This is a genomic window from Mesorhizobium sp. M0601, assembly GCF_040320845.1.
Classification (GTDB): domain Bacteria; phylum Pseudomonadota; class Alphaproteobacteria; order Rhizobiales; family Rhizobiaceae; genus Mesorhizobium.
Window position 1 is genome coordinate 144777 of the sequence record NZ_JAMYQK010000002.1, and the last position, 20249, is coordinate 165025.

At 65.0% G+C, this 20249-nt stretch carries 17 protein-coding genes; 7 read left to right on the plus strand and 10 right to left on the minus strand.

Features of this window, described 5'->3' with window-relative positions:
- Positions 1-3: 3 nt before the first annotated feature.
- Positions 4-2802, minus strand: a complete 2799-nt coding sequence (locus NKI41_RS03190) for a [protein-PII] uridylyltransferase (protein WP_352681365.1) — start codon at positions 2800-2802, stop codon at positions 4-6.
- Between the two features lie 228 nt (positions 2803-3030).
- Between NKI41_RS03190 and NKI41_RS03195 the strand changes: the two genes are divergently transcribed.
- From NKI41_RS03195 to NKI41_RS03205, 3 genes are all read left to right on the plus strand, one after another.
- Complete coding sequence (locus NKI41_RS03195) at positions 3031-5535, plus strand: heavy metal translocating P-type ATPase (protein WP_352681367.1); 2505 nt, start codon at positions 3031-3033, stop codon at positions 5533-5535.
- 43 nt (positions 5536-5578) lie between these two features.
- Positions 5579-5965 carry a CopM family metallochaperone gene (gene copM / locus NKI41_RS03200; RefSeq protein WP_352540444.1) on the plus strand — a complete coding sequence of 129 codons (387 nt, stop codon included), beginning with the start codon at positions 5579-5581 and terminating at the stop codon, positions 5963-5965.
- Between the two features lie 109 nt (positions 5966-6074).
- Positions 6075-6920, plus strand: coding sequence for an aldo/keto reductase (locus tag NKI41_RS03205; RefSeq protein ID WP_352681369.1), 846 nt, complete (start codon positions 6075-6077; stop codon positions 6918-6920).
- Between the two features lie 111 nt (positions 6921-7031).
- On the opposite strand, the gene mutS is transcribed toward NKI41_RS03205, so the two are convergent.
- The gene (mutS, locus tag NKI41_RS03210; RefSeq protein WP_352681559.1) at positions 7032-9722 is read right to left on the minus strand and encodes a DNA mismatch repair protein MutS; all 2691 of its coding nucleotides are present in this window, start codon (positions 9720-9722) and stop codon (positions 7032-7034) included.
- Between the two features lie 203 nt (positions 9723-9925).
- Between mutS and NKI41_RS03215 the strand changes: the two genes are divergently transcribed.
- Complete coding sequence (locus NKI41_RS03215; protein ID WP_352681371.1) at positions 9926-12205, plus strand: NADP-dependent malic enzyme; 2280 nt, start codon at positions 9926-9928, stop codon at positions 12203-12205.
- Between the two features lie 184 nt (positions 12206-12389).
- Here the strand turns inward: NKI41_RS03215 and NKI41_RS03220 are convergent, their stop codons facing one another.
- Positions 12390-13382, minus strand: coding sequence for an adenosine kinase (locus tag NKI41_RS03220; RefSeq protein ID WP_352458263.1), 993 nt, complete (start codon positions 13380-13382; stop codon positions 12390-12392).
- A gap of 212 nt (positions 13383-13594) precedes the next feature.
- Here NKI41_RS03220 and NKI41_RS03225 point away from each other — a divergent pair, with 212 nt between their 5' ends.
- Positions 13595-14290, plus strand: a complete 696-nt coding sequence (locus NKI41_RS03225) for a sulfate transporter family protein (RefSeq protein WP_352681373.1) — start codon at positions 13595-13597, stop codon at positions 14288-14290.
- Here the strand turns inward: NKI41_RS03225 and NKI41_RS03230 are convergent.
- From NKI41_RS03230 to NKI41_RS03245, 4 genes are all read right to left on the minus strand, one after another.
- Complete coding sequence (locus tag NKI41_RS03230; RefSeq protein ID WP_352681375.1) at positions 14287-15285, minus strand: proline racemase family protein; 999 nt, start codon at positions 15283-15285, stop codon at positions 14287-14289. The two genes, NKI41_RS03225 and NKI41_RS03230, sit on opposite strands and share 4 nt — an antisense overlap.
- 14 nt (positions 15286-15299) lie before the next feature.
- Positions 15300-16103, minus strand: coding sequence for an isocitrate lyase/PEP mutase family protein (locus NKI41_RS03235; protein ID WP_352681377.1), 804 nt, complete (start codon positions 16101-16103; stop codon positions 15300-15302).
- A gap of 77 nt (positions 16104-16180) precedes the next feature.
- Positions 16181-17038 carry a hypothetical protein gene (locus NKI41_RS03240; RefSeq protein ID WP_352681379.1) on the minus strand — a complete coding sequence of 286 codons (858 nt, stop codon included), beginning with the start codon at positions 17036-17038 and terminating at the stop codon, positions 16181-16183.
- A gap of 75 nt (positions 17039-17113) precedes the next feature.
- The gene (locus NKI41_RS03245; RefSeq protein WP_352681561.1) at positions 17114-17578 is read right to left on the minus strand and encodes an SRPBCC family protein; all 465 of its coding nucleotides are present in this window, start codon (positions 17576-17578) and stop codon (positions 17114-17116) included.
- Positions 17579-17606: 28 nt separating this feature from the next.
- Here NKI41_RS03245 and NKI41_RS03250 point away from each other — a divergent pair, with 28 nt between their 5' ends.
- The gene (locus tag NKI41_RS03250; protein ID WP_352681381.1) at positions 17607-18188 is read left to right on the plus strand and encodes a TetR/AcrR family transcriptional regulator; all 582 of its coding nucleotides are present in this window, start codon (positions 17607-17609) and stop codon (positions 18186-18188) included.
- 33 nt (positions 18189-18221) lie between these two features.
- Here NKI41_RS03250 and NKI41_RS03255 read toward each other — a convergent pair whose 3' ends face one another.
- From NKI41_RS03255 to NKI41_RS03265, 3 genes are all read right to left on the minus strand, one after another.
- Entirely contained in the window at positions 18222-18878 is a 657-nt protein-coding gene (locus tag NKI41_RS03255) for an HAD family hydrolase (protein ID WP_352458656.1), read from the minus strand.
- The gene (dut, locus tag NKI41_RS03260; RefSeq protein WP_352448498.1) at positions 18878-19363 is read right to left on the minus strand and encodes a dUTP diphosphatase; all 486 of its coding nucleotides are present in this window, start codon (positions 19361-19363) and stop codon (positions 18878-18880) included. The genes NKI41_RS03255 and dut overlap by 1 nt, the downstream gene beginning before the upstream one ends.
- Before the next feature lie 84 nt (positions 19364-19447).
- Positions 19448-19918: an Lrp/AsnC family transcriptional regulator gene (locus tag NKI41_RS03265; protein WP_352681383.1), complete on the minus strand. Its 471-nt coding sequence runs from the start codon at positions 19916-19918 to the stop codon at positions 19448-19450.
- A 114-nt stretch (positions 19919-20032) separates the two neighbouring features.
- Between NKI41_RS03265 and NKI41_RS03270 the strand changes: the two genes are divergently transcribed.
- Positions 20033-20248 (plus strand): DUF6356 family protein, encoded by a 216-nt coding sequence (locus tag NKI41_RS03270; protein ID WP_352469961.1) that lies wholly within the window; start codon positions 20033-20035, stop codon positions 20246-20248.
- Position 20249 lies beyond the last annotated feature (1 nt).

The window sequence follows — 20249 nt, forward strand, 5'->3', positions numbered from 1 at the left end:
CCGTCACTCGGCGGCCGTTTTGGTCTTGCCGCGCTCGGACGCCGTGCCCTCGAGCACCGCGATCAGCCTGTTGCGGATGGTCGCCGTACGCGACGGGCTGTCGATCTTCTGGCCGGTGAGATCGGTGACGTAGAACGTGTCGATGACTTTTTCGCCGAAGGTGGTGATGTGGGCCGAGGCGATGTCGAGCGACAGGTCCGACAACATGCCGGTGATCTCCGACAGAAGGCCCGGCCTGTCCAGCCCCTCGACCTCGATCACCGAGAAACGGTTCGACAGCGTGTTGCGGATCTCGGCGCGTGGCGGAATACGGAAAACCTTGGCGCCGCGCCGCGGCTTGGTGCGCTTCTCGATCATTTCGGGCAGCCAGCTCTTGCCCGACAGCACGTCCTCGATCAGCCGGCCGACGCGCTCGGCACGGCGGCGCTCGTCCTCGTCGCGGTCGAACTCCCTCGAGATCAGGATGGTGTCGAGCGCGCGGCCGTCCGAGGTGGTGAAGATCTGCGCGTCGACGATGTTGCCGCCGGCCGCGGCACAGGCGCCGGCAATCACCGAGAGCAGGCGCGGATGGTCCTGCGCCAGCACGGTGATCTCGGTCACCGCCTCGAACTGGTGGGTTTTGACCATGGTGGCGAGCTTCTTGCCGGCGTGATCGGCCTCGCGGATGAATTCGGCATGGCGGAGCTGGTCGGGAAGATCGACCGCCAGCAGATAGTTCTCGTAGTGCTGGCCGACATAACGCTTGCGGGCCTTTTCCGGCCAGTCGGCAAGCGCCTCGGCCAGTTGTTCGCGCGCCGCCGCCGTCCGTTTGGCGCGCGACACCTCCGAAAACCCGCCGGTCAACAAAAGCTCGGTCTCGTAGTAGAGCGTACGCAGCAACTGGCCCTTCCAGCCGTTCCAGACCCCAGGCCCGACGCCGCGGATATCGCAGACGGTAAGCACAAGCAGCATCTTCAGCCGTTCGACCGACTGCACGATGGCGGCAAAATCCTCGATCGTCTTGCGGTCGTTGAGATCGCGGGTCTGCGCCGTCATCGACATGACGAGGTGGTTCTCGACCAGCCAGGCAACCGTTTCGGTGTCGGCCGGCGACAGCCCCATATGCGGGCAGATGCGCCGGGCGATCCTGGCGCCGGCTTGCGAATGGTCCTCCGGCCTGCCCTTGGCGATGTCGTGCAGCAGCACGGCGACATAGAGCGCCTCGCGGCTCTTCTTCAGCCCCGGCATCAGCGAGTGGGCGAGTGGATGGACCTTTTCGCCGTCGCCGCGCTCGATCTCGGCCAGTACGCCGATGCAGCGGATCAAATGCTCGTCCACGGTGTAGTGGTGGTACATCGAGAACTGCATCATGGCGACGATCTTGCCGAAGTCCGGGATCAGCTTGGCAAGCAGTCCGGCCTCGTTCATGCGCCGCAGATTGAGCTCGGCGTTGCGGTCCGAGGTCAAGATATCGAGGAACAGCCGGTTGGCCTCCTCGTCGCGCCTGAGCGCCTTGCCGACGAGGCCGAGAGAGCGGGTCAAAAGCTTCAGCGCATCGGGGTGAAATTCCAGGCCATGCTTGTCGGCAAACCAGAACAGCCTGAGCAGGTTGACCGGATCGCGCTCGAACACCTCGTCGTCGGCAATGTTGATGCGGTGGTTGTCGACGATGAAATCGGCCGTGCCGGCGAGCTTACGCTTGCGGCGCGAAAAGGTCAGAAAGATGCGGTTGAAGCCCGGCACATGCTTGGCCTGCTCTTCTTCCAGCGCGGCGCAGAAAATGCGGGTCAGGTCGCCGACATCCTTGGCGACGAGGAAGTAGTGCTTCATGAAGCGTTCGACCGCCGACAGGCCGGGATGGGTGGTGTAGCCCAGCCGCTCGGCAATGTCGCGCTGGATGTCGAAATGCAGCCGCTCCTCGGCCTTGCCGGTGAGGAAATGCATGTGGCAGCGCACCGCCCATAGGAAATCCTCGGCCTTCTGGAATTCCCTGTATTCGGCGTCGGTGAAGACGCCCTTGTCGACCAGTTCCTCGCCGGTGCGCACGCGGTAGAAATATTTGGCGATCCAGAACAGCGTCTGCAGGTCGCGCAGGCCGCCCTTGCCGTCCTTGACGTTGGGTTCGACCAGGTAACGGCTCTCGCCGGCCTTGGCGTGGCGCTCGTCGCGTTCGGCGAGCTTGGCCTGGACATATTCGGGGCCGGTGGTGCGCACCACCTCGTGGTCGAAGCGCTGCAAAAGCTCGTCATAGAGCTTTTGCTCGCCCCACAGGAAGCGCGCCTCCAGGATCGAGGTGCGGATGGTGATGTCGGTGCGCGACAGCCTGAGGCACTCGTCGATGTTGCGGGTGGCGTGGCCGACCTTCAGCCCGAGGTCCCACAGCATGTAGAGCATGTATTCGACGATCTGCTCGCCCCAGGGCGTCTGCTTGTAGGGCAGCAGGAACAGCAGGTCGATGTCGGACCCGGGCGCCAGCGTGCCGCGGCCATAGCCGCCGACGGCCACGACCGCCATGCGCTCGGCCGATGACGGGTTTTTGACGCGATAGACATGGGTGGCGGCGAAATCGTAGAGCGCGCGGATGATCTCATCCATCAGATGCGACAGCCGGGCGGCGCAGGCGGTGCCGCTGCCATCGTCCATCAGCATGCGTTCGGCGACCGTGCGGCCGTCGGCGAGCCGGCTTTTGAGAAGCTTGAGGACGCCGCTGCGCGCCGCCTTGCCGGAGCCGTCGCCTGCCGTGGCCGCGGTCAGTTCGGTCATCTCGCGGCGCAAGGCTTCGCCGTCGATCAGTTCCTCGAGCTTCAGGGATATTCTTGCCATAAATGCCGTTCGGCCTCGCCGTTTCGGCGGCGTCTATAGCGCGTTTTCGCGGCGCTGGGTATGGGGCGGACGGACGCGTTCTCCGCAGCCGTGGAACGGCACGATCGTCTCATGCCCGCGGCCGGTGCAGTTTGGGGCCTGGCCACGAAAAATCGAAATCAGCCCTTGACCTTCCAGTTACTGGAAGCACTACCTCCGCCGCAACATCGAAATACAGGGGCTTTCGGCATGACGCATTCTGATCACCATCATCACGCCCATGGCAGCTGCTGCTCGGCAAAAGGCGCCTCCTCTGCTGCGGACGCCGTCGTCCGCGATCCGGTCTGCGGCATGACCGTCGATCCGGCTGCCGGCAAGCCGACGGCCGAGCATGACGGCCATCGCTATCATTTCTGCAGCGAGAGCTGCCGCGCGAAATTCGTCGCCGAGCCGGAAAAATACCTGACCGCTAGCGATCCCGTCTGCGGCATTAGCGTCGATCGCGCCACGGCCAAGCACTTTTTGCGGCACGAGGGCCGGGGCTTCTATTTCTGCTCCGCCGCTTGCCAGGCGAAGTTCGAAGCCGAGCCGGCAAAGTATCTCGGCGACAGGCCGGCGCCGCAGGCGATGCCGAAAGGCACGCAATACACCTGCCCGATGCATCCGGAAATCATCCGCGACAAGCCCGGCTCCTGCCCGATCTGCGGAATGGCGCTGGAGCCGATGGGCGTGCCGACCGGCGACGAGGGGCCTAACCCGGAACTGGTCGACTTCACCAGGCGCTTTTGGGTGAGCGCGGTGCTGTCCGTGCCGTTGCTGGTCATCGCCATGGCGCCGATGCTCGGCCTGACGTTTCAGGCCTTCATCGACGATCGTGCGAAGGTCTGGCTGGAGCTGGCGCTGGCCAGCCCGGTGGTGCTGTGGGCGGCATTCCCGTTCTTCCACCGCGGCTGGGACTCGGTGCTCAACCGCAGCCCCAATATGTGGACGCTGATTTCGCTCGGCGTCGGTGCAGCCTATCTCTACAGCGTCATCGCCACGCTGTTTCCGGGCCTCTTTCCGCACCAGTTCCGCGGCCATGACGGGACGGTGCCGGTCTATTTCGAGGCGGCGGCGGTGATCGTTGCGCTGGTGTTCCTCGGCCAGGTGTTGGAATTGCGCGCCCGTGAGAAAACCGGTTCGGCGATCCGTGCGCTGCTCGACCTGGCGCCGAAGACGGCGCGGCTGATCGGCGCGGACGGTTCCGAAAACGACGTGCCGCTCGATACGGTCAAGGCCGGCGACCGCCTGCGCATCCGCCCCGGTGAGGCCGTGCCGGTCGACGGCATTGTGCTCGAAGGACGCTCTTCCATCGATGAATCGATGATCACAGGCGAGCCGCTGCCGGTCGAAAAGACCGAAGGCGACAACCTCACCGGCGGCACGCTCAACAAGAACGGCTCGCTGGTCATGCGCGCCGAAAAGATCGGCGCCGAGACGACGCTGGCGCGCATCGTCGCGCTGGTCGCCAAGGCGCAGCGTTCACGCGCGCCGATCCAGGGGCTGGCCGACCGCGTCTCGTTCTACTTCGTCCCGGCCGTCGTGCTGATCGCGATCATAGCGTTCGTCGCCTGGGCGATCGTCGGACCGGAACCCAGCCTGGTCTTTGCCATCGTCTCGGCGGTCTCGGTGCTGATCATCGCCTGTCCGTGCGCGCTCGGCCTTGCCACGCCAATGTCGATCATGACCGCCACCGGGCGCGGCGCGCATGCCGGCGTGCTGATCAAGGAAGCGGCGGCGCTCGAGCGCTTTGCCTCGGTTGATACGCTGATCGTCGACAAGACGGGAACGCTGACCGAAGGCCGGCCGCGGCTGACCGACGTCGTCGCTTTCGAAGGGATGGCGCAAGACGATCTGCTGGCGCTCGCCGCCGGGCTGGAAAAAGGCTCGGAGCATTCGCTGGCCGAGGCGATCGTCGACGGCGCCCGCGAACGCGGGGTGAATATCCCGGACGCCGGCGGTTTCGAGGCCGTCACCGGCAAGGGTGTTTCCGGCACGGTTTCGGGGCAGAAGGTGGCGCTCGGCAATGCCGCGATGATGGCCGATCTCGGCATCGACACGGCGGCGGTCCTGGCCAGCGCCGAGGCGCTGCAGGCCGACGGCAAGACCGCGATGTTCGTTGCTGTCGGCAACCGGCTCGCCGGCCTCGTCGCCGTCGCCGACCCGATCAAGGCGACCACCGCCGAGGCGATCAAGGCACTGCATGACAGCGGGCTGAAGATCGTCATGGCGACCGGCGACAACGAGCGCACCGCCAAGGCCATCGCCGCCAAGCTCGGCATCGACGCGGTGCGTGCCGGGCTCTTGCCCGAACAGAAGAACGCGCTGGTCGAGGAATTGCGCGCCGGCGGTGCCGGCGTCGCCATGGCCGGCGACGGGGTCAACGATGCGCCAGCACTGGCCGCCGCCGATGTCGGCATCGCCATGGGCACAGGCGCCGATGTTGCGGTCGAGAGTGCAGGGATCACGCTGGTCAAGGGCGATCTCAACGGCATCGTCCGAGCCCGCACGCTTGCCCAGGGCACGATCCGCAACATCCGCCAGAACCTGTTTTTCGCTTTCCTCTACAACGTGCTTGGCGTGCCGGTTGCTGCCGGCGTGCTTTATCCGCTCACCGGCACGCTGCTGTCGCCGATGATTGCGGCGGCGGCGATGAGCCTGTCTTCGGTTTCGGTCATCGCCAACGCATTGCGGCTCAGGACGTTGAAACTCTGATTAAAACTTCCAGATAGACCCTGTTCAAAAAAGGAGACGATGAATGACCCTGGCCAAGAAGATCGTGCTGCTGATGATGGCGGCGGGAATGCTGCTTGCTGTTTTCCTCGAAAGCGTTCCGGCACAAGCCGAGGAGATGAAGCACGACATGGGCGCAATGGGCGCGCAGAGTCCCTCGACCGAGGGCTACAAGGCGGCGATGGACAAGATGCACGCCGACATGATGGCGATCGAATATTCCGGCAATGCCGACGTCGATTTCGCCCGCGGCATGATCCCGCATCACCAGGCGGCCATCGACATGGCCAAGATCGAGCTCGCCAATGGCAAGGATCCGGAAATCCGCAAGCTGGCCGAAGCAGTGATCGCCGCGCAGCAAGCCGAGATCAAGCAGATGCAGGACTGGCTCGCTGCCCATCCGGTGAAGTAGGCGTCACGCTGTCGGGGAATCCGGGCGAGAGGCTTCACCTGGATTTCTGCTTCGCCTGGATTTCCCTTGGCGGCTATGGTGCTATCCGGGCCTCGGACTGGAGCATGCCATGCCTTCGACGATAAGAACGACCACCCTGCCCTGCGGCGAAGCCGTGCCGGTGCTCGGCCAGGGCACCTGGAAGATGGGCGAGGACGGCCGCCGCCGTGGCGACGAGGCCAATGCCCTGAAGCTCGGGCTGGATCTCGGCATGACGCTGATCGACACCGCCGAAATGTATGCCGGCGGCGGTGCCGAGGAGGTGGTGGCGGAGGCCATCGCCGGTCGCCGCGACGAGGTTTTCCTGGTCTCCAAGGTGCTGCCGTCCAATGCCTCACGCGCTGGCGTGAAACGGGCGTGCGAGAACAGCCTGAGGCATCTCGCCACCGACCGCATCGATCTTTATCTGCTGCATTGGCCGGGCAGTGTGCCTTTGATGGAAACGGTAGAGGCGTTCGAAGCGTTGAAGGCGGCCGGCAAGATCCGCCATTGGGGCGTCAGCAATTTCGATACCGATGAGATGGAAGAGCTGGTTCGGTTGCCGGCCGGCGGCAACGTCCAGACCAACCAGGTGCTCTACAATCTGTCGCAGCGCGGCGTCGAGTTCGACCTCGCCCCGTGGAGCCGGCAACGCGGCATGCCGCTGATGGCCTATTCGCCGGTCGATCAGGGGGTATTGGCGCGCAACGCCAGGTTAGATGCCATCGCCGCCCGCCACGGTGCGACGTCGGCGCAGATCGCACTTGCATGGGTGATGGCGCAGGAGGGCGTCATCGCCATTCCGAAGGCCAGCCGCCCGGAGCATATCCGGCAGAATGTCGCGGCGTTGGAGATCGAGCTCACGAGCGAAGATTTCGCCGAAATTGATCGCGCTTTTCCGCCGCCGAGGCGGAAGTCGGGCCTGGCGATGATTTGAGGGGTGGGGCGGAAGGCAAGCCAAAGCAGCGTTCCGTCACACCCCCCTCTGTCCTGCCGGACAGTCCGGCAGGACAGAGGGGGGGTGCCGTAGAGCGCTATCGGACGAGCACTACTTCCCAGCCAGCCCCTTCAGCCGGTACAGCGCTTCCAGCGCCTCCCTTGGAGTCATCTCGTCGGGATTGATCTCCGCTAGCGCCGCGCCCAGCCCGTCACTCTTCGCCGGCTTCGACGCTTCCCGCTGCGCCGCCACGGAAAACAGCGGCAGGTCGTCGACCAGACGGTTGGCCTTGCCCGAGACCTCGCCTGCTTCAAGCTGGTGCAGCACTTCCTTGGCCCGGCCGACGACGGCCTCTGGCAGGCCGGCCAGCCGCGCTACCTGGACGCCGTAGGAACGGTCGGCCGCACCCTTGCCGACCTCGTGCAGGAAGACCACGTCGCCCTCCCATTCCTTGACCCGCATGGTGACGTTGGAGAGCCGCGGCAGTTTTCCGGCCAGCGCCGTCATCTCGTGGAAATGCGTGGCGAAGATCGCCCGGCAGCGGTTTTTCTCGTGCAGATATTCGACCGCCGCCCAGGCGATCGACAGGCCGTCGAAAGTGGCGGTGCCGCGGCCGATCTCATCGAGGATGACCAGTGCGCGTTCGCCTGCCTGGTTGAGGATCGCCGCCGTCTCGACCATCTCGACCATGAAGGTGGAGCGGCCGCGCGCCAGGTCGTCGGAGGCGCCGACCCGCGAAAACAGCCGGTCGACGACGCCGATATGGGCTGATGCCGCCGGCACGAAGGAGCCGGTCTGGGCGAGGATGGCGATCAGCGCGTTTTGCCTGAGGAAGGTCGATTTGCCGCCCATATTGGGGCCAGTCAGCAGCCAGATCGCGCCGGCCTTGGCATCGCCTTGCGGCGACAGATCGCAATCATTGGCGACGAACGGACCTTCGCCGGAACGCCGCAGCGCCTGTTCGACCACCGGGTGGCGTCCGCCCGCAATCTCGAAGGCAAGGCTCGCATCGACCAGCGGCCGGCACCAGGCCTCGCTCTCGGAAAGCAAGGCAAGCGCGGCCGAAACGTCGAGCACGGCGAGCGCTTCGGCGCCGGCGCGGATCGTGTCGGCTTGGCCGACCACTTCTGCCATCAGCGCCTCGAAAGCGGCAAGCTCGATCGCCAGCGCCCGGTCGGCGGCGTTGGCGATCCTGGTTTCCAGCTCGGCGAGTTCGGTGGTGGTGAAGCGCATGGCGTTGGCCATGGTCTGGCGATGGATGAAGCGCGCCCTGGCGCCGTCGCTGCCGGTCATCAGCGCATGATGATTGGCGGTGACTTCGATATAGTAGCCCAATACGTTGTTGTGCCTGATCTTCAGCGAGCGGATGCCGGTCTCGTCGATCAGCGAACGCTCCAGCCCGGCGATCACCTTTCGCGACTCGTCGCGCAGTGCCCGCATCTCGTCGAGTTCGGCGTGGTAGCCGCCGCGGACGAAGCCGCCGTCGCGCTTGAGCAACGGCAGCTCGTCGCTGAGCGCCTGCGCCAGATGCGTCGCCAGTTCATTCGGCAGTGCCTTGATAGCTCCCAACGCCGTGCTCAGTTCGCCCGGCAAGGCGGTTTGGCCGAACAGTTCGGCGATGGCGCCGGCTGCTTCGAAACCGGCGCGCAGCGCGCCGAGGTCGCGCGGGCCGCCGCGGTTGAGCGCCAGCCTGGACAGCGCGCGCGGCATATCGGCAACGCTCTTCAGGCTTGTCCGCACCGCCTGGCAAAGGCGCGTCTCGGAGCGGAAGAACGACACCGAGTCCAGCCTTGCGGCGATTGCCGCCGGATCGGTCAGCGGCGCCATCAGCCGGTCGGCGAGCAGCCTTGCACCGCCGCCGGTCACCGTGCGGTCGATCGCCTTGAACAGCGATCCGTCGCGGCTGCCGGACAGCGTGCGCAGCAGTTCCAGATTGGCGCGCGTCGCCGGGTCGATGAACAGCGTCGAACCCTGCTCCTCGCGCTCCGGCCGCGACAGCGGCGGCCGCTCGGCCTTCTGCGTCTTTTCGACATAGGCGATGACGCCTGAGATCGCCGACAGTTCGGCGCGCGAAAACGTGCCGAAACTGTCCGGCGTTGCCACCTCGAAGAAGCGGGCGATGCGGCCGGCGGCCGAAGCCGAATCGAACAGCGACGGCGGCTGCGGGCTGGCGACGCGGCCAAGCACGTCGAAGACCGGTTTCAGCTCCGGGTCGTAAAACACCGGCTCGGCGACGATCAGCTCGCGCGGATCGACGCGGAAGACATCGGCGAGCAGCCGGTCGGCGGTTGTCTCGGCGACGCGGAAGACACCGGTCGAGATCTCGATCCAGGCTAGGGCGAAACTTCCTTGGTTCCCTGTCGCGCTGCCGCGCTCCCCGCCTCTTGTATCGCTGCTGCCGCCCTTGACCCGTCCCAGCGCCATCAGGAAACTCGATTCCGACGGCGCCAGCAGTTTGTCCTCGGTGATGGTGCCGGGGGTGACCAGCCGGACGACGTCGCGGCGCACCACCGATTTGCCGCCGCGCTTCCTGGCCTCGGCCGGATCCTCGATCTGCTCGCAGACGGCGACGCGGAACCCCTGGCCGATCAGCTTCTGCAGATAATCGTCGGCGGCATGCACCGGTACGCCGCACATCGGGATGTCGAGCCCCTGGTGCCTGCCGCGCTTGGTCAGCACGATGCCGAGCGCCCGGCTTGCCTTCTCGGCGTCGTCGAAGAACAGCTCGTAGAAATCGCCCATGCGGTAGAACAGCAGCGAATCCGGGTTCGCCGCCTTGATCTCGATATACTGCTCCATCATCGGCGTCGCCGGCGCGAAGGCCGGCGTGGCGTTGTCGCTTCGAATGGGCGTCTCGTCGTTCAAGAAGCTGCTTCCAAAATTTTGCAAGCCATGCTTGGCGGTTTACAGCGGCGAAGTGTAGCCTTAATCCCGAACCTTCCACAAAAGAAAGCATGCGCACCCATCTCAAGCGGTGCCGTACGGGCGAGGAAACCAAAAGTACCATGGCCAAGAAAACCGAGAGCAACGGGCCCTCCGTCAGCGCCCAGGAGGCGCTGGAATTCCACGCCATGGGGCGTCCGGGCAAGCTGGAGATCGTCGCCACAAAACCGATGGCGACGCAGCGCGATCTCAGCCTCGCCTATTCGCCGGGCGTCGCCGTGCCGGTTCTCGCCATCGCCGAGGACCCGAGCCGCGCCTTCGACTACACGGTTCGCGGCAACATGGTCGCCGTCATCTCCAACGGCACCGCCATCCTCGGCCTCGGCAATCTCGGCGCGCTGGCCTCGAAGCCGGTGATGGAAGGCAAGGCGGTGCTGTTCAAGCGCTTCGCCGATGTCGATTCCATCGACCTCGAGGTCGACACCGAGGATGCCGACGAATTCATCAACTGCGTGCGTTTCCTTGGACCCTCCTTCGGCGGCGTCAACCTCGAGGACATCAAGGCACCGGAATGCTTCATTATCGAGCAGCGGCTGCGCGAGCTGATGGACATACCGGTCTTCCATGACGACCAGCACGGCACCGCCATCATCTCGGCTGCCGGCCTGATCAACGCGCTGGAAATCACCGGCCGCGATATGAAGACCACGAAAATGGTCTGCAACGGCGCCGGTGCTGCCGGCATCGCCTGCATCGAATTGATGAAGGCGATGGGCTTTGCGCCTGAGAATATCATCCTGTGCGACACCAAGGGCGTGGTCTTCCAGGGCCGCACCGAAGGCATGAACCAGTGGAAATCGGCGCACGCCGTGAAAACCGGCGCGCGCTCGCTGGCCGAGGCGCTGGACGGCGCCGACGTATTCCTCGGCCTCTCGGCCAAGGGCACTCTGACCACCAGGATGGTGCAGTCGATGGCCAAGAACCCGATCATCTTCGCCATGGCCAATCCCGACCCCGAGATCACGCCGGAGGAGGTCGCCGAGATCCGCACCGACGCCATCATGGCGACGGGGCGGTCCGACTACCCGAACCAGGTCAACAACGTGCTTGGCTTCCCCTACATTTTCCGCGGCGCGCTCGATGTGCGGGCGACCACCATCAACGACGACATGAAGATCGCCGCGGCCAAAGCGCTCGCAGAGCTGGCGCGCCAGGACGTGCCCGACGACGTCGCCGCCGCCTACCAGGGCAACCGGCCGAAATTCGGCCCCAACTACATCATCCCGGTGCCGTTCGATCCGCGCCTGATATCGGCGATCCCGATCGCCGTCGCCAAGGCGGCGATGGACTCCGGCGTCGCGCGCAAGCCGATCCTCGATCTCGACCGTTACGCGCAGGAGCTTTCCGCCCGCCGCGACCCGATCGCCTCAACGCTGCAGCGCATCTACGACCGCGTCCGCCGCCAGCCCAAGCGCATCGTCTTTGCCGAGGGCGAGGAGGAGCAGGTGATGCGCGCCGCCGTCTCCTATGTGAACCAGCGGCTCGGCACCGCCATCCTGCTCGGACGCGACGACATCATCAAGGAAAACGCCAGGAACGCCGGCATCGACCTCGGCAAGCAAGGCATCGAGATCATCAATGCGCGGCTGTCGCGCCGCAACTCGATCTACACCGACTATCTCTACGAGCGCATGCAGCGCAAAGGCTTCCTGTTCCGCGACTGCCAGCGGTTGATCAATAACGACCGCAACCATTTCGCCGCCTGCATGGTGGCGCTGGGCGATGCCGACGGCATCGTCACCGGCGTTACCCGCAACTATTCGACGGCGCTCGACGATATCCGCCGCGTCATCGACGCAAGGCCCGGCCACTGCGTCATCGGCGTGTCGATCGTGCTGGCGCGGGGTCGCACTGTGCTTGTCGCCGACACCGCCGTGCACGACATGCCGGATGCCGTCGAGATCGCCGACATCGCCGAGGAGGCCGCCGGTTTTGCCCGCCGCATGGGCTACGAGCCGAGGCTCGCCATGCTCGCCTATTCAACCTTCGGCCATCCGCAGGGCGAGCGCTCCGAGCGCGTCCAGGAAGCGGTGCGCATCCTCGACAAGCGCCGCGTCGATTTCGAGTATGACGGCGAGATGGCCGCAGACGTGGCGCTCAACGCCCGCGCCATGGCGCAGTACCCGTTCATCAGGCTGACCGGCCCGGCCAACGTGCTGGTCATGCCGGCCTTCCACTCGGCCTCGATCTCGACCAAGATGCTGCAGGAGCTCGGCGGCTCGACCGTCATCGGCCCGCTGCTGGTCGGCCTGAACAAGCCGGTTCAGATCGTCTCGCTCAATGCCAAGGATTCGGACATCGTCAACATGGCGGCGATCGCTGCGTATAGCGCAGGGGCTTGAGGAGCGGGGGCAGCAGCAGCGCCTCTCCCTTCTCCCCCTGTGGGAGAAGGTGGCCGAGCGAAGCTCGGTCGGATGAGGGGTGTTCCAGCTTGGCACCGGCAGCACTCCGTCCAGCACCCCTCAACCGTCTCGGCGCTGCGCGCCGATCCACCTTCTCCCATAGGGGGAGAAGGAAGAGATGCCGCTACAGAAGCCCTGCCTGCTCGGCCTCTCGGCGCAGATTCTGCCGTGGCCTTGGGCCGATCTGCTGGATGACCAGCCCGGCTGCCAGCGAGCCGAGATCGCCGCAATCCTTGAGGCTGCGGCCTTGCGTGTAGCCGTAGAGGAAGCCGGCGGCATAGAGGTCGCCGGCGCCTGTGGTGTCGACCAGCTCGCGGATCCTGGTGGCATTGATGGTCACGGTCTCGTCGCCGCGCACGATCACCGAGCCCTTTTCCGAGCGGGTGACGGCGGCGATCTTGCAATCCTTGCGGATCTGGGCCAGCGCCTCGTCGAATGAAGCGGTCTGGTAGAGCGACTTGATCTCGTGGCTGTTGGCAAAGACGATGTCGACGGTGCCGGAGCGCATCAGATCGAGGAATTCGTCGCGGTAGCGGTCGACGCAGAACGAGTCCGACAATGTCATCGACACTTCGCGCCCGGCGGCGTGGGCGAGCTTAGCCGTCTGCCGGATCGCCTCCTTGGCGCGCGGCGGGTCCCACAGATAACCCTCGAAATAGGTGACCGCGGCGCCCGACGCCTTGTCGGCCTCGACGTCCTCCGGGCCGAGCTCGACGCAAGCGCCGAGATAGGTGTTCATCGAGCGCTCGCCGTCCGGCGTGACGAAGATCATCGAGCGCGCCGTCGGCGGTTCGCCGTTAAGCGGCCTGGTGTCGAAGGCGACGCCCTGGGCATGGATGTCATGCGCGTAGATTTCGCCGAGTGCGTCGTTGGAGACCTTGCCGAAGAAAGCGGCGCGGCCGCCGAAGGAGGCGACGCCCGCCGCGGTGTTGCCGGCGCTGCCGCCCGAGGCTTCAATGGCCGGGCCCATGCGGCTGTAGAGCAGTTCGGCGCGCCTCGTGTCGATCAAATTCATCGCGCCCTTGATGATGCCGTTGGTCTCCAGGAACGCCTCGTCGCACTGGGCGATGATGTCGACGATGGCATTTCCGATACAAAGCACGTCATAGTCCGGCATCAATTCATGTCTCCGCCAAAAACCCACCGGCTTTCTGCCACGCCGGGCGCGGGCGGGTCTAGCGGTTTGATGCGGCTTTGCCTAGGCCGCGAGTTATAAATCCGGGCAGAACGCAGATGCTTCGTATCGCGGTTTGCGCTTGTCTCGCGACCTGTCTCCGCCTATCCCGAAATATCGCCCATGGCCTCGTTTGACATGGAATTGGAAACGCCGTGATCCTCAACGCCGCCCGTGCCGCCTTGAGCCGGCTGTTCTCGCCCGAATTCCGTTCCGTGTTCCTGAAGACGCTGGGGCTGACCTTGCTGGCGCTGGCGGCGCTTTGGTTCGGGATCAAGAGCCTGTTCGAATGGCTGGCCTGGCCGTGGATCGATGCATGGCTGCCCGCCCTACCCTCCTGGGCCGGTTGGCTGGGCGCCGTCGTCGTCGGCATCGGCCTTGCGCTGGGCTTGGCGCTGCTCATCGCGCCGGTGACGGCGATCATCGCCGGCCTGTTCCTCGACGACGTCGCCGAAGTGGTCGAGCGCACGGATTATCCAAACGACCCGCCCGGCCGCGCCGTGCCGCCGTTGCGCTCGCTGGTGCTGGCGATCCGCTTCTTCGGCGTCGTCATCCTCGGCAATATCGTCGCCCTGCTGCTGCTCTTGGTGCCGGGCATCAACATCGCCGCCTTCTTCGTCGTTAACGGCTATCTGCTCGGGCGCGAGTTCTTCGAATTCGCCGCCATGCGCTTTCGCCCGGAGGCCGAGGCCAAGGCGCTGCGCAGAAAGCACTCGATCACCGTGTTCCTGGCCGGGCTGGTGGTCGCCGCTTTCCTCGCCGTGCCGCTGCTCAACCTTCTGACGCCGCTGTTCGCCGCCGCCATAATGGTGCACCTGCACAAGGCGATCTCGGCACGGGAAGGGAGCTAGCGCAGCAGAAAGCCGCGCCCCAGTTCATCATCGTCCTCGACGATGAATTCGGCCCGCCCTGAATAATAGGCGCGGCCGCCGACGCGGGCGATGATGGCATCATGCGGCCCGGCTGTGGCCGTGCGTACGACCGCGCCGGAAAAGCGCGAGCCGGCAATGCTCTCGAACAGCCGCGCCCGGCCAATCTCGATTTGCCCCTTGGCGTGCATGGCCGCCAGCCGCGCGGTGACGCCGGAGCCGGTCGGCGAACGGTCGACCTCGGCCTCGGCGAAAACGCAGATGTTTTTGGTCGGCGTATCGGAGAACGCATCCTGTCCGTCGGTCAGGATTGTGCCGTAGAGAAAGGCGAGATCGGCATGGTCGGGATGCGACAGCGGCAATTCGGCCTTCAGCTTATCAGTCAGCGCGGTCGCTGCATCGACGAAATCGCGCACCCGGTTCCTGCCAAATTCCAGCCCGAACTGGCGGCAGTCGGCCAGTGCATAGAAGGCGCCGCCATAGGCGATGTCGAAGCCGACCGGACCATAGCCCGGCAGCTGGATCCGCTGGTCGCCGACGAACAGAAACGCCGGCACGCTTTCGAAGGACACCGCGCCGGCCTTGCCATCCCTTACCTCGACTGCAGTCGAAATCAGCCCGCATGGCGCCTCGATATTGACGGTCGTCAGCGGCTCGCGTGGCGCCACCAGCCGCTCGTCGACGGCGTAGCGGCCGAGCGCGACGATGGCGTGGCCGCACATCGTCGAATAGCCCTCATTGTGCATGAACAGCACCGCGAGGTCGGCGCCCGGCAGGTCGGGCTCGACCAGCAGTGCGCCATACATGTCGTAATGGCCGCGCGGCTCGAACATCAGGATCTTTCTGAGATGATCGAGATGGTCGCGCACATAGGCACGCTTTTCGAGGATCGTGCCCTTGGGAATATCGGGGTAGCCGCCGGTGACGATCCGCAGCGGCTCGCCGCCGGTGTGCATGTCCACGACCGTGAGGGTCATTTGCCGGACCCAACCTAGGCGGAAGGTTTGGCAAACAGCGCCTGCAGCTTGCCGAACGGCATGGCGGCGCGGGTGAAGCCGAAGGTGCCATCCTGCTGGATCTCGCGCGCCGCGGTCTCCAGCATGCCGAAGGCGAAATTGGTCAGCCACGGACCGAGCGAGACGCGCTTTACCCCCGCCATGGCCAGGTCGGCGATGGTGAAGCCGGGCCTGGCCATGACGTTGACCGGCTTGGTCAGCGCCGAGCAGACGGTTCGCACCATCTCGATGTCGTCCAGCCCCGGTGCATAGAGCACGTCGGCGCCGGCCTTCTCGAAGGCCTGCAGCCGCTTGATCGTATCGTCGAGGTCGGGCTTGCCCCACAGGAAATTCTCGGCCCGCGCGGTGAAGACGAAATCGCGTTTCAGTGCCCGTGCCGCTTCCGCCGCCGCCGCGACGCGCTCGACGGCATGCGCGAAATCATAGATCGGCTTGTCGGGCTCGCCGGTATGGTCCTCGATCGAGCAGCCGGCGAGGCCAGCCGCCTCGGCGGCGAAGATGGTCTCGCCGGCACTTGTTGCGCTGTCGCCCTTGCCCTTTTCGAGATCGGCCGAAACCGGCAGCCCGGTCGCCGCCGACACTTCACGGCAATGATGGATCATCGCCTCGAACGTCACCGCGCCATCGGGCAGGCCGCGCGAAAAGGCAAAGCCGGCGCTGGTCGTGGCCAGCGCCTTGAAGCCGAACGAGGCCAAGAGCTTGGTCGTGCCGACGTCCCAGGAATTGGCCATGACGAAGATCGAGGCATGCAGGTCGCGAAAAATCTTGCCCTTGTCCATGGATGCTCCCCTCCAGTGCAGAATGTGAGGCAAATTCTAGCCCGGCGGAAGGCGCCGGGCAAACAAATGCGGTTGGCTCAGAAGCGTTTGGCGTTGTCATCTGCCAATCGATCCAGCGCGTCGGAATCCTTGACGTAGCGCGAAGCATTTTTGTCCCAATGATAGGTGACGGAGATGTCGCGCGAAGACGCCTGTGGCGGCGGCTGGCCGTCGCAGCTTTCTTCTCCCGGCAGCGTCGCGTCGGTCACCGTGACCTTGATGGCTGCATAGGGCTGGCCGTCGGCGATCACCTGGAACGCCGCATTCTGTGTCCTCCTATGAGTGCAGAGGTTTTCGTCGAACGTATAGATCATGTCGATCAGCTCGAACCTGTCGTTGCGGACCATGATCAGCGGCGTGATCCCATAGCCCTGGCTCGAATTGAAATGCATGCTCATGCTGATGATGGCGTCATCGCCGGGCCCGATCGACAGCTTGCCCGGATCGCGAAAGTAGGTGCTGCGGTCGACGGCGACATTGACCGCGTCGAGCAAGGCCGGCTTGCCGGTGATGTCGTAGAGTGCCAGCACGGCATAACCCTCGGCGCTGTCAGGCGAGTCGCCGAGGTCGAGCAGCATCGCCAGCCGGTCCTTGCCGCCGGCCTTGATGTCGAGCACGTCGCCGCTGGAAAGACCCGACGTCGCCGGCGGCGAGCCGCCGTAGTCCGGTCCAGCGACGTGGCGCATCTCGATCGGCATCGAACCTCGAAAAAAACCGTTCTTGTCCGCGGTCAGATCGGGAATGACCATCCTGGCGAGATCGAGATAGGTGACATCGCCGTGGCCGGGGACAGCGCTGCCGAGCTCCGGGAAACTGACGGCCTCGGCGCTGGCCGCCGTCCAAAGGCAAGGCAGCAGCAGGCAGGCAAAGATGAAACGAAGCAGGGAGAAGGTCATGCGCGCGCTCGTTATGTCGGGCGCGCGCAAGCTAGAGCATTTTGCGACCAAGAGGAAACACCTGGCGTTGCCTCACTATGTTGGCTTGGCTTGGCTCGCCAGGGTCTGCTGGAAAACCGGCACCAGCTGATCCATGGCGGCTGCGAGCCACGCGCCGAGTTCGTCGGGCAGAGTGTCGTGGATCCAGACCAGGCGGCTCCGGCCCTCGCCCTCGGCAAAGACCTGCATGGAGGTATTATCGTGGGTGACCTCGTCGCCGAGCCATCCCCACACGATCCGCCGCCTCTGCTCGTCGCGGGCGATGAGCCGCTCTCGCACAATCTTGCCGTCGGCGAAAGTAAGGGCCCGTACGTCGCCCTCATCCACCCGGCAGTCGACGAAAACGCCTGGGGCTATCCGTTGGGCGCCGCCGGCGAAGTCGCCCACCGTCGCCCATACGCTTTCCGGTGAAGCATCTACGAATGATTTCCCTGACTGTCGAAGCCATGTTCGCTGGTCCTCTATTAGCAGGTAGACCTGTCTGTCTACATGTGGATGTATACAGACCTGTCTGCTATACGGTCAAGGCATGTCCGCAGCCCGAATCAACGATCGTCCCGAAAGTCTTGCGCGCCGCCGCATCGTCGATACGGCGACCGCGCTGTTTTCTCTGGAGGGGGTCCGTGCCGTCGGCATCGACCGCATCATCGCCGAGGCCGGCGTTGCCAAGGCGACGATCTATCATCACTTCGCGGCCAAGGACGACCTCGTCCGCGCCTATATCGAGGAGCTCAGCAAGGAAGGACGGGCGGCAATCGCGAGCCTTGGCCGGCCACCTCGCCAGATGATCCTTGCCATATTTGATCTCATCGCCGACGCGGCGGATCAGCCGGGCTACCGCGGCTGCCCGTTTCAGAACGCCGCTGCTGAATATCCGGACCCCAGCAGCCCGGTTCGCCAGGCGATCGATCAGCATCGTCACTGGAAGTGGGGCACCCTCAGGGACTTGCTGATCGCCGACGCAGATCCCGATCCGGACCGCACCGCGGACGCGCTAACGGTGGCGGCCGACGGGCTCCTTGTCGTCAGTCATCTCGACAGGCCGGCCAATCTGCGCAGTCTCATACGCGACACGGTCGACCGAGTACTTGGGGCGCCGCGCCCGGTCTGAGATCGGGCGCGCATGCAGGCTGCGCAAAGGCGATCAGTGGATCGGCACCAGCCCGGCCAGTTCACGCATGTCGTCGAACAGGATGCCGCCGGCTTCGATCAGCCCGTCGCGGTCGGAAAGCGGGTCGCCGTGGTAGGAATAGACGCGCATGCCGGCGGCGATGCCGGCTGCCGTGCCGGCGACGCTGTCCTCGATGACGATGCAGTCGGCGGGTGCGAAGCCCATCGTCGCTGCCGCATGCAGGAAGAGGTCGGGGAACGGCTTACCGCGCGAGACCATGGTCGAGCTGAACAGCGCATGCTCGAACAGCGGCAGCAGCCCGGTCTGACCGAGCGTGATGTGCATTTTCGATACCCGTGCCGACGAGGCGACGCAGGTGGCGATGCCGGCGGCGTGCACGGTTTCGATGAACTCGCGAACGTAGGGGATGGCCTCGACGCCATGCGCGAACAGGTCCGGCAGGCCGGCGTTCCAGCGCTCGACGAAATCGGCGCCGAGGCTGACGCCGGTCGCCTCGACTTCCTTCTGCACCGAGACCATGCTGCGGCCGGAGAAATTCTTCCGGCAATATTCGAAGCTGGCCGGAAAGCCGGCCGCGGTCAGCCATTCGGCGAGGCGCCGATTGGCCAGGTTCTCGGTGTCGACCAGAACCCCGTCGCAATCGAAGATGACGAGCTTGGGTATTTTCATCAGGCCGTGCCGGTCGATCCGAAGCCGCCCGAGCCGCGCGCCGTACCGCCAGCCAATGTGCGCTCCTCGACGGTCGCCTGCGTCACCGGGGCGAAGACGATCTGGGCGATCCGCATGCCCCGCGTCACCGCGAAATCCTCGTCGCCGAGATTGATCAGCAGCACCTTGACCTCGCCGCGATAGTCACTGTCGATGGTGCCCGGCGTGTTGAGGCAGGTGAGCCCGTGCTTGAAGGCGAGGCCCGAACGCGGCCGGACCTGGCCTTCGACGCCCTCCGGAATTTCCAGGACCAGCCCGGTCGGCACCAGCGCGCGCTTTCCCGGCAGGATCAAAAGCGGCCTGTCGTCCGGGACGGCGGCGCGCAGGTCCATGCCGGCGGCGCCCGAGCTTTCATAGGCCGGAAGCGGCAAGCCCTCGCCATGCGGCAGCCTGACGAAGCCGACAGCCGGACCGATGACGGAGGTGGGATAAAGTGCTGCGCGCATGAGGCTGATCCTATCGTCGCGAACGCCGGCTCAGTCAACTCGGCGGCAATGCTATCAACGGCTTTCTTTCAGTGCGGTTCCGCCTCAGCGCAGTTCCATCGGAACGACCGTGGTCTCCTTGATCTCCTCCATGACGAAGGTGGCCGAAACGTCGGATAGTGCCACCTTGGCGATCAGCCGTTGATAGAGCCGGTCATACGCCTTCACATCGGCGACGCGGGCGCGCAGGACATAGTCGAGATCGCCGGACATGCGGTAAGCGCCGGTGATCTCGGCAAAGCCGGTCACCGCCGCCCGGAATCTTTGCAGCCAGTCGGGATCGTGGTTGGAGGTGCGGATCAGGATGAACACCGAAAGGCCGAGCCCAAGCTTGTCGGCATCGACCAGCGCCACCCGGCCGGTGATGACGCCGTCCTCCTCCAGCCGCTTCACCCGGCGCCAGCAGGCATTGCGCGACAGCGATATTCTTGCCGAGAGCTGGTCGACGGACAGCGTGCCGTCGCGTTGCAGCTCGGCCAGCAATCTCCGGTCTATTTCGTCGATTTCCGGCGCCATGTGGATGTTTGTCCCAAAATTCAGCCTTTCACAAGGACAATTTGAGACCGATGAACCGAACACCCATGCCAGTATACTCATCGCCGGCTCTTCATTTCGGCAGGAGGGATCGACATGACCGCACGGCTCGCAAGACTTTTCACCTCTCACCCGGCCGCGGTCGGCGAGAGTTATTTCGGCCACATGGCTTTCGCCGCATGGTTCTCGTCGCGATTGTTCATGGCGGCCTTTGCCGCGCTCGTTCATGCTTTCTTGCCGTTTCTGTTCGAGACCACGGCAAGCGGCATCATCCGTGAGCTCTATGAGCGGACGCACAACAGAGGACGGTAAG

Excerpts from the sequence above, each read along its gene's own strand:
- NKI41_RS03190 (WP_352681365.1), bottom strand. The coding sequence starts at position 2,802 with ATGGCAAGAATATCCCTGAAGCTCGAGGAACTGATCGACGGCGAAGCC.
- NKI41_RS03220 (WP_352458263.1), bottom strand. The coding sequence starts at position 13,382 with ATGCCGGACTATGACGTGCTTTGTATCGGAAATGCCATCGTCGACATC.
- NKI41_RS03195 (WP_352681367.1), top strand. The coding sequence starts at position 3,031 with ATGACGCATTCTGATCACCATCATCACGCCCATGGCAGCTGCTGCTCG.
- NKI41_RS03270 (WP_352469961.1), top strand. The coding sequence starts at position 20,033 with ATGACCGCACGGCTCGCAAGACTTTTCACCTCTCACCCGGCCGCGGTC.
- NKI41_RS03235 (WP_352681377.1), bottom strand. The coding sequence starts at position 16,103 with ATGGACAAGGGCAAGATTTTTCGCGACCTGCATGCCTCGATCTTCGTC.
- NKI41_RS03240 (WP_352681379.1), bottom strand. The coding sequence starts at position 17,038 with ATGACCTTCTCCCTGCTTCGTTTCATCTTTGCCTGCCTGCTGCTGCCT.
- NKI41_RS03205 (WP_352681369.1), top strand. The coding sequence starts at position 6,075 with ATGCCTTCGACGATAAGAACGACCACCCTGCCCTGCGGCGAAGCCGTG.
- copM (WP_352540444.1), top strand. The coding sequence starts at position 5,579 with ATGACCCTGGCCAAGAAGATCGTGCTGCTGATGATGGCGGCGGGAATG.
- mutS (WP_352681559.1), bottom strand. The coding sequence starts at position 9,722 with ATGATGGAGCAGTATATCGAGATCAAGGCGGCGAACCCGGATTCGCTG.
- NKI41_RS03255 (WP_352458656.1), bottom strand. The coding sequence starts at position 18,878 with ATGAAAATACCCAAGCTCGTCATCTTCGATTGCGACGGGGTTCTGGTC.
- NKI41_RS03215 (WP_352681371.1), top strand. The coding sequence starts at position 9,926 with ATGGCCAAGAAAACCGAGAGCAACGGGCCCTCCGTCAGCGCCCAGGAG.
- NKI41_RS03265 (WP_352681383.1), bottom strand. The coding sequence starts at position 19,918 with ATGGCGCCGGAAATCGACGAAATAGACCGGAGATTGCTGGCCGAGCTG.
- NKI41_RS03230 (WP_352681375.1), bottom strand. The coding sequence starts at position 15,285 with ATGACCCTCACGGTCGTGGACATGCACACCGGCGGCGAGCCGCTGCGG.
- NKI41_RS03250 (WP_352681381.1), top strand. The coding sequence starts at position 17,607 with ATGTCCGCAGCCCGAATCAACGATCGTCCCGAAAGTCTTGCGCGCCGC.
- dut (WP_352448498.1), bottom strand. The coding sequence starts at position 19,363 with ATGCGCGCAGCACTTTATCCCACCTCCGTCATCGGTCCGGCTGTCGGC.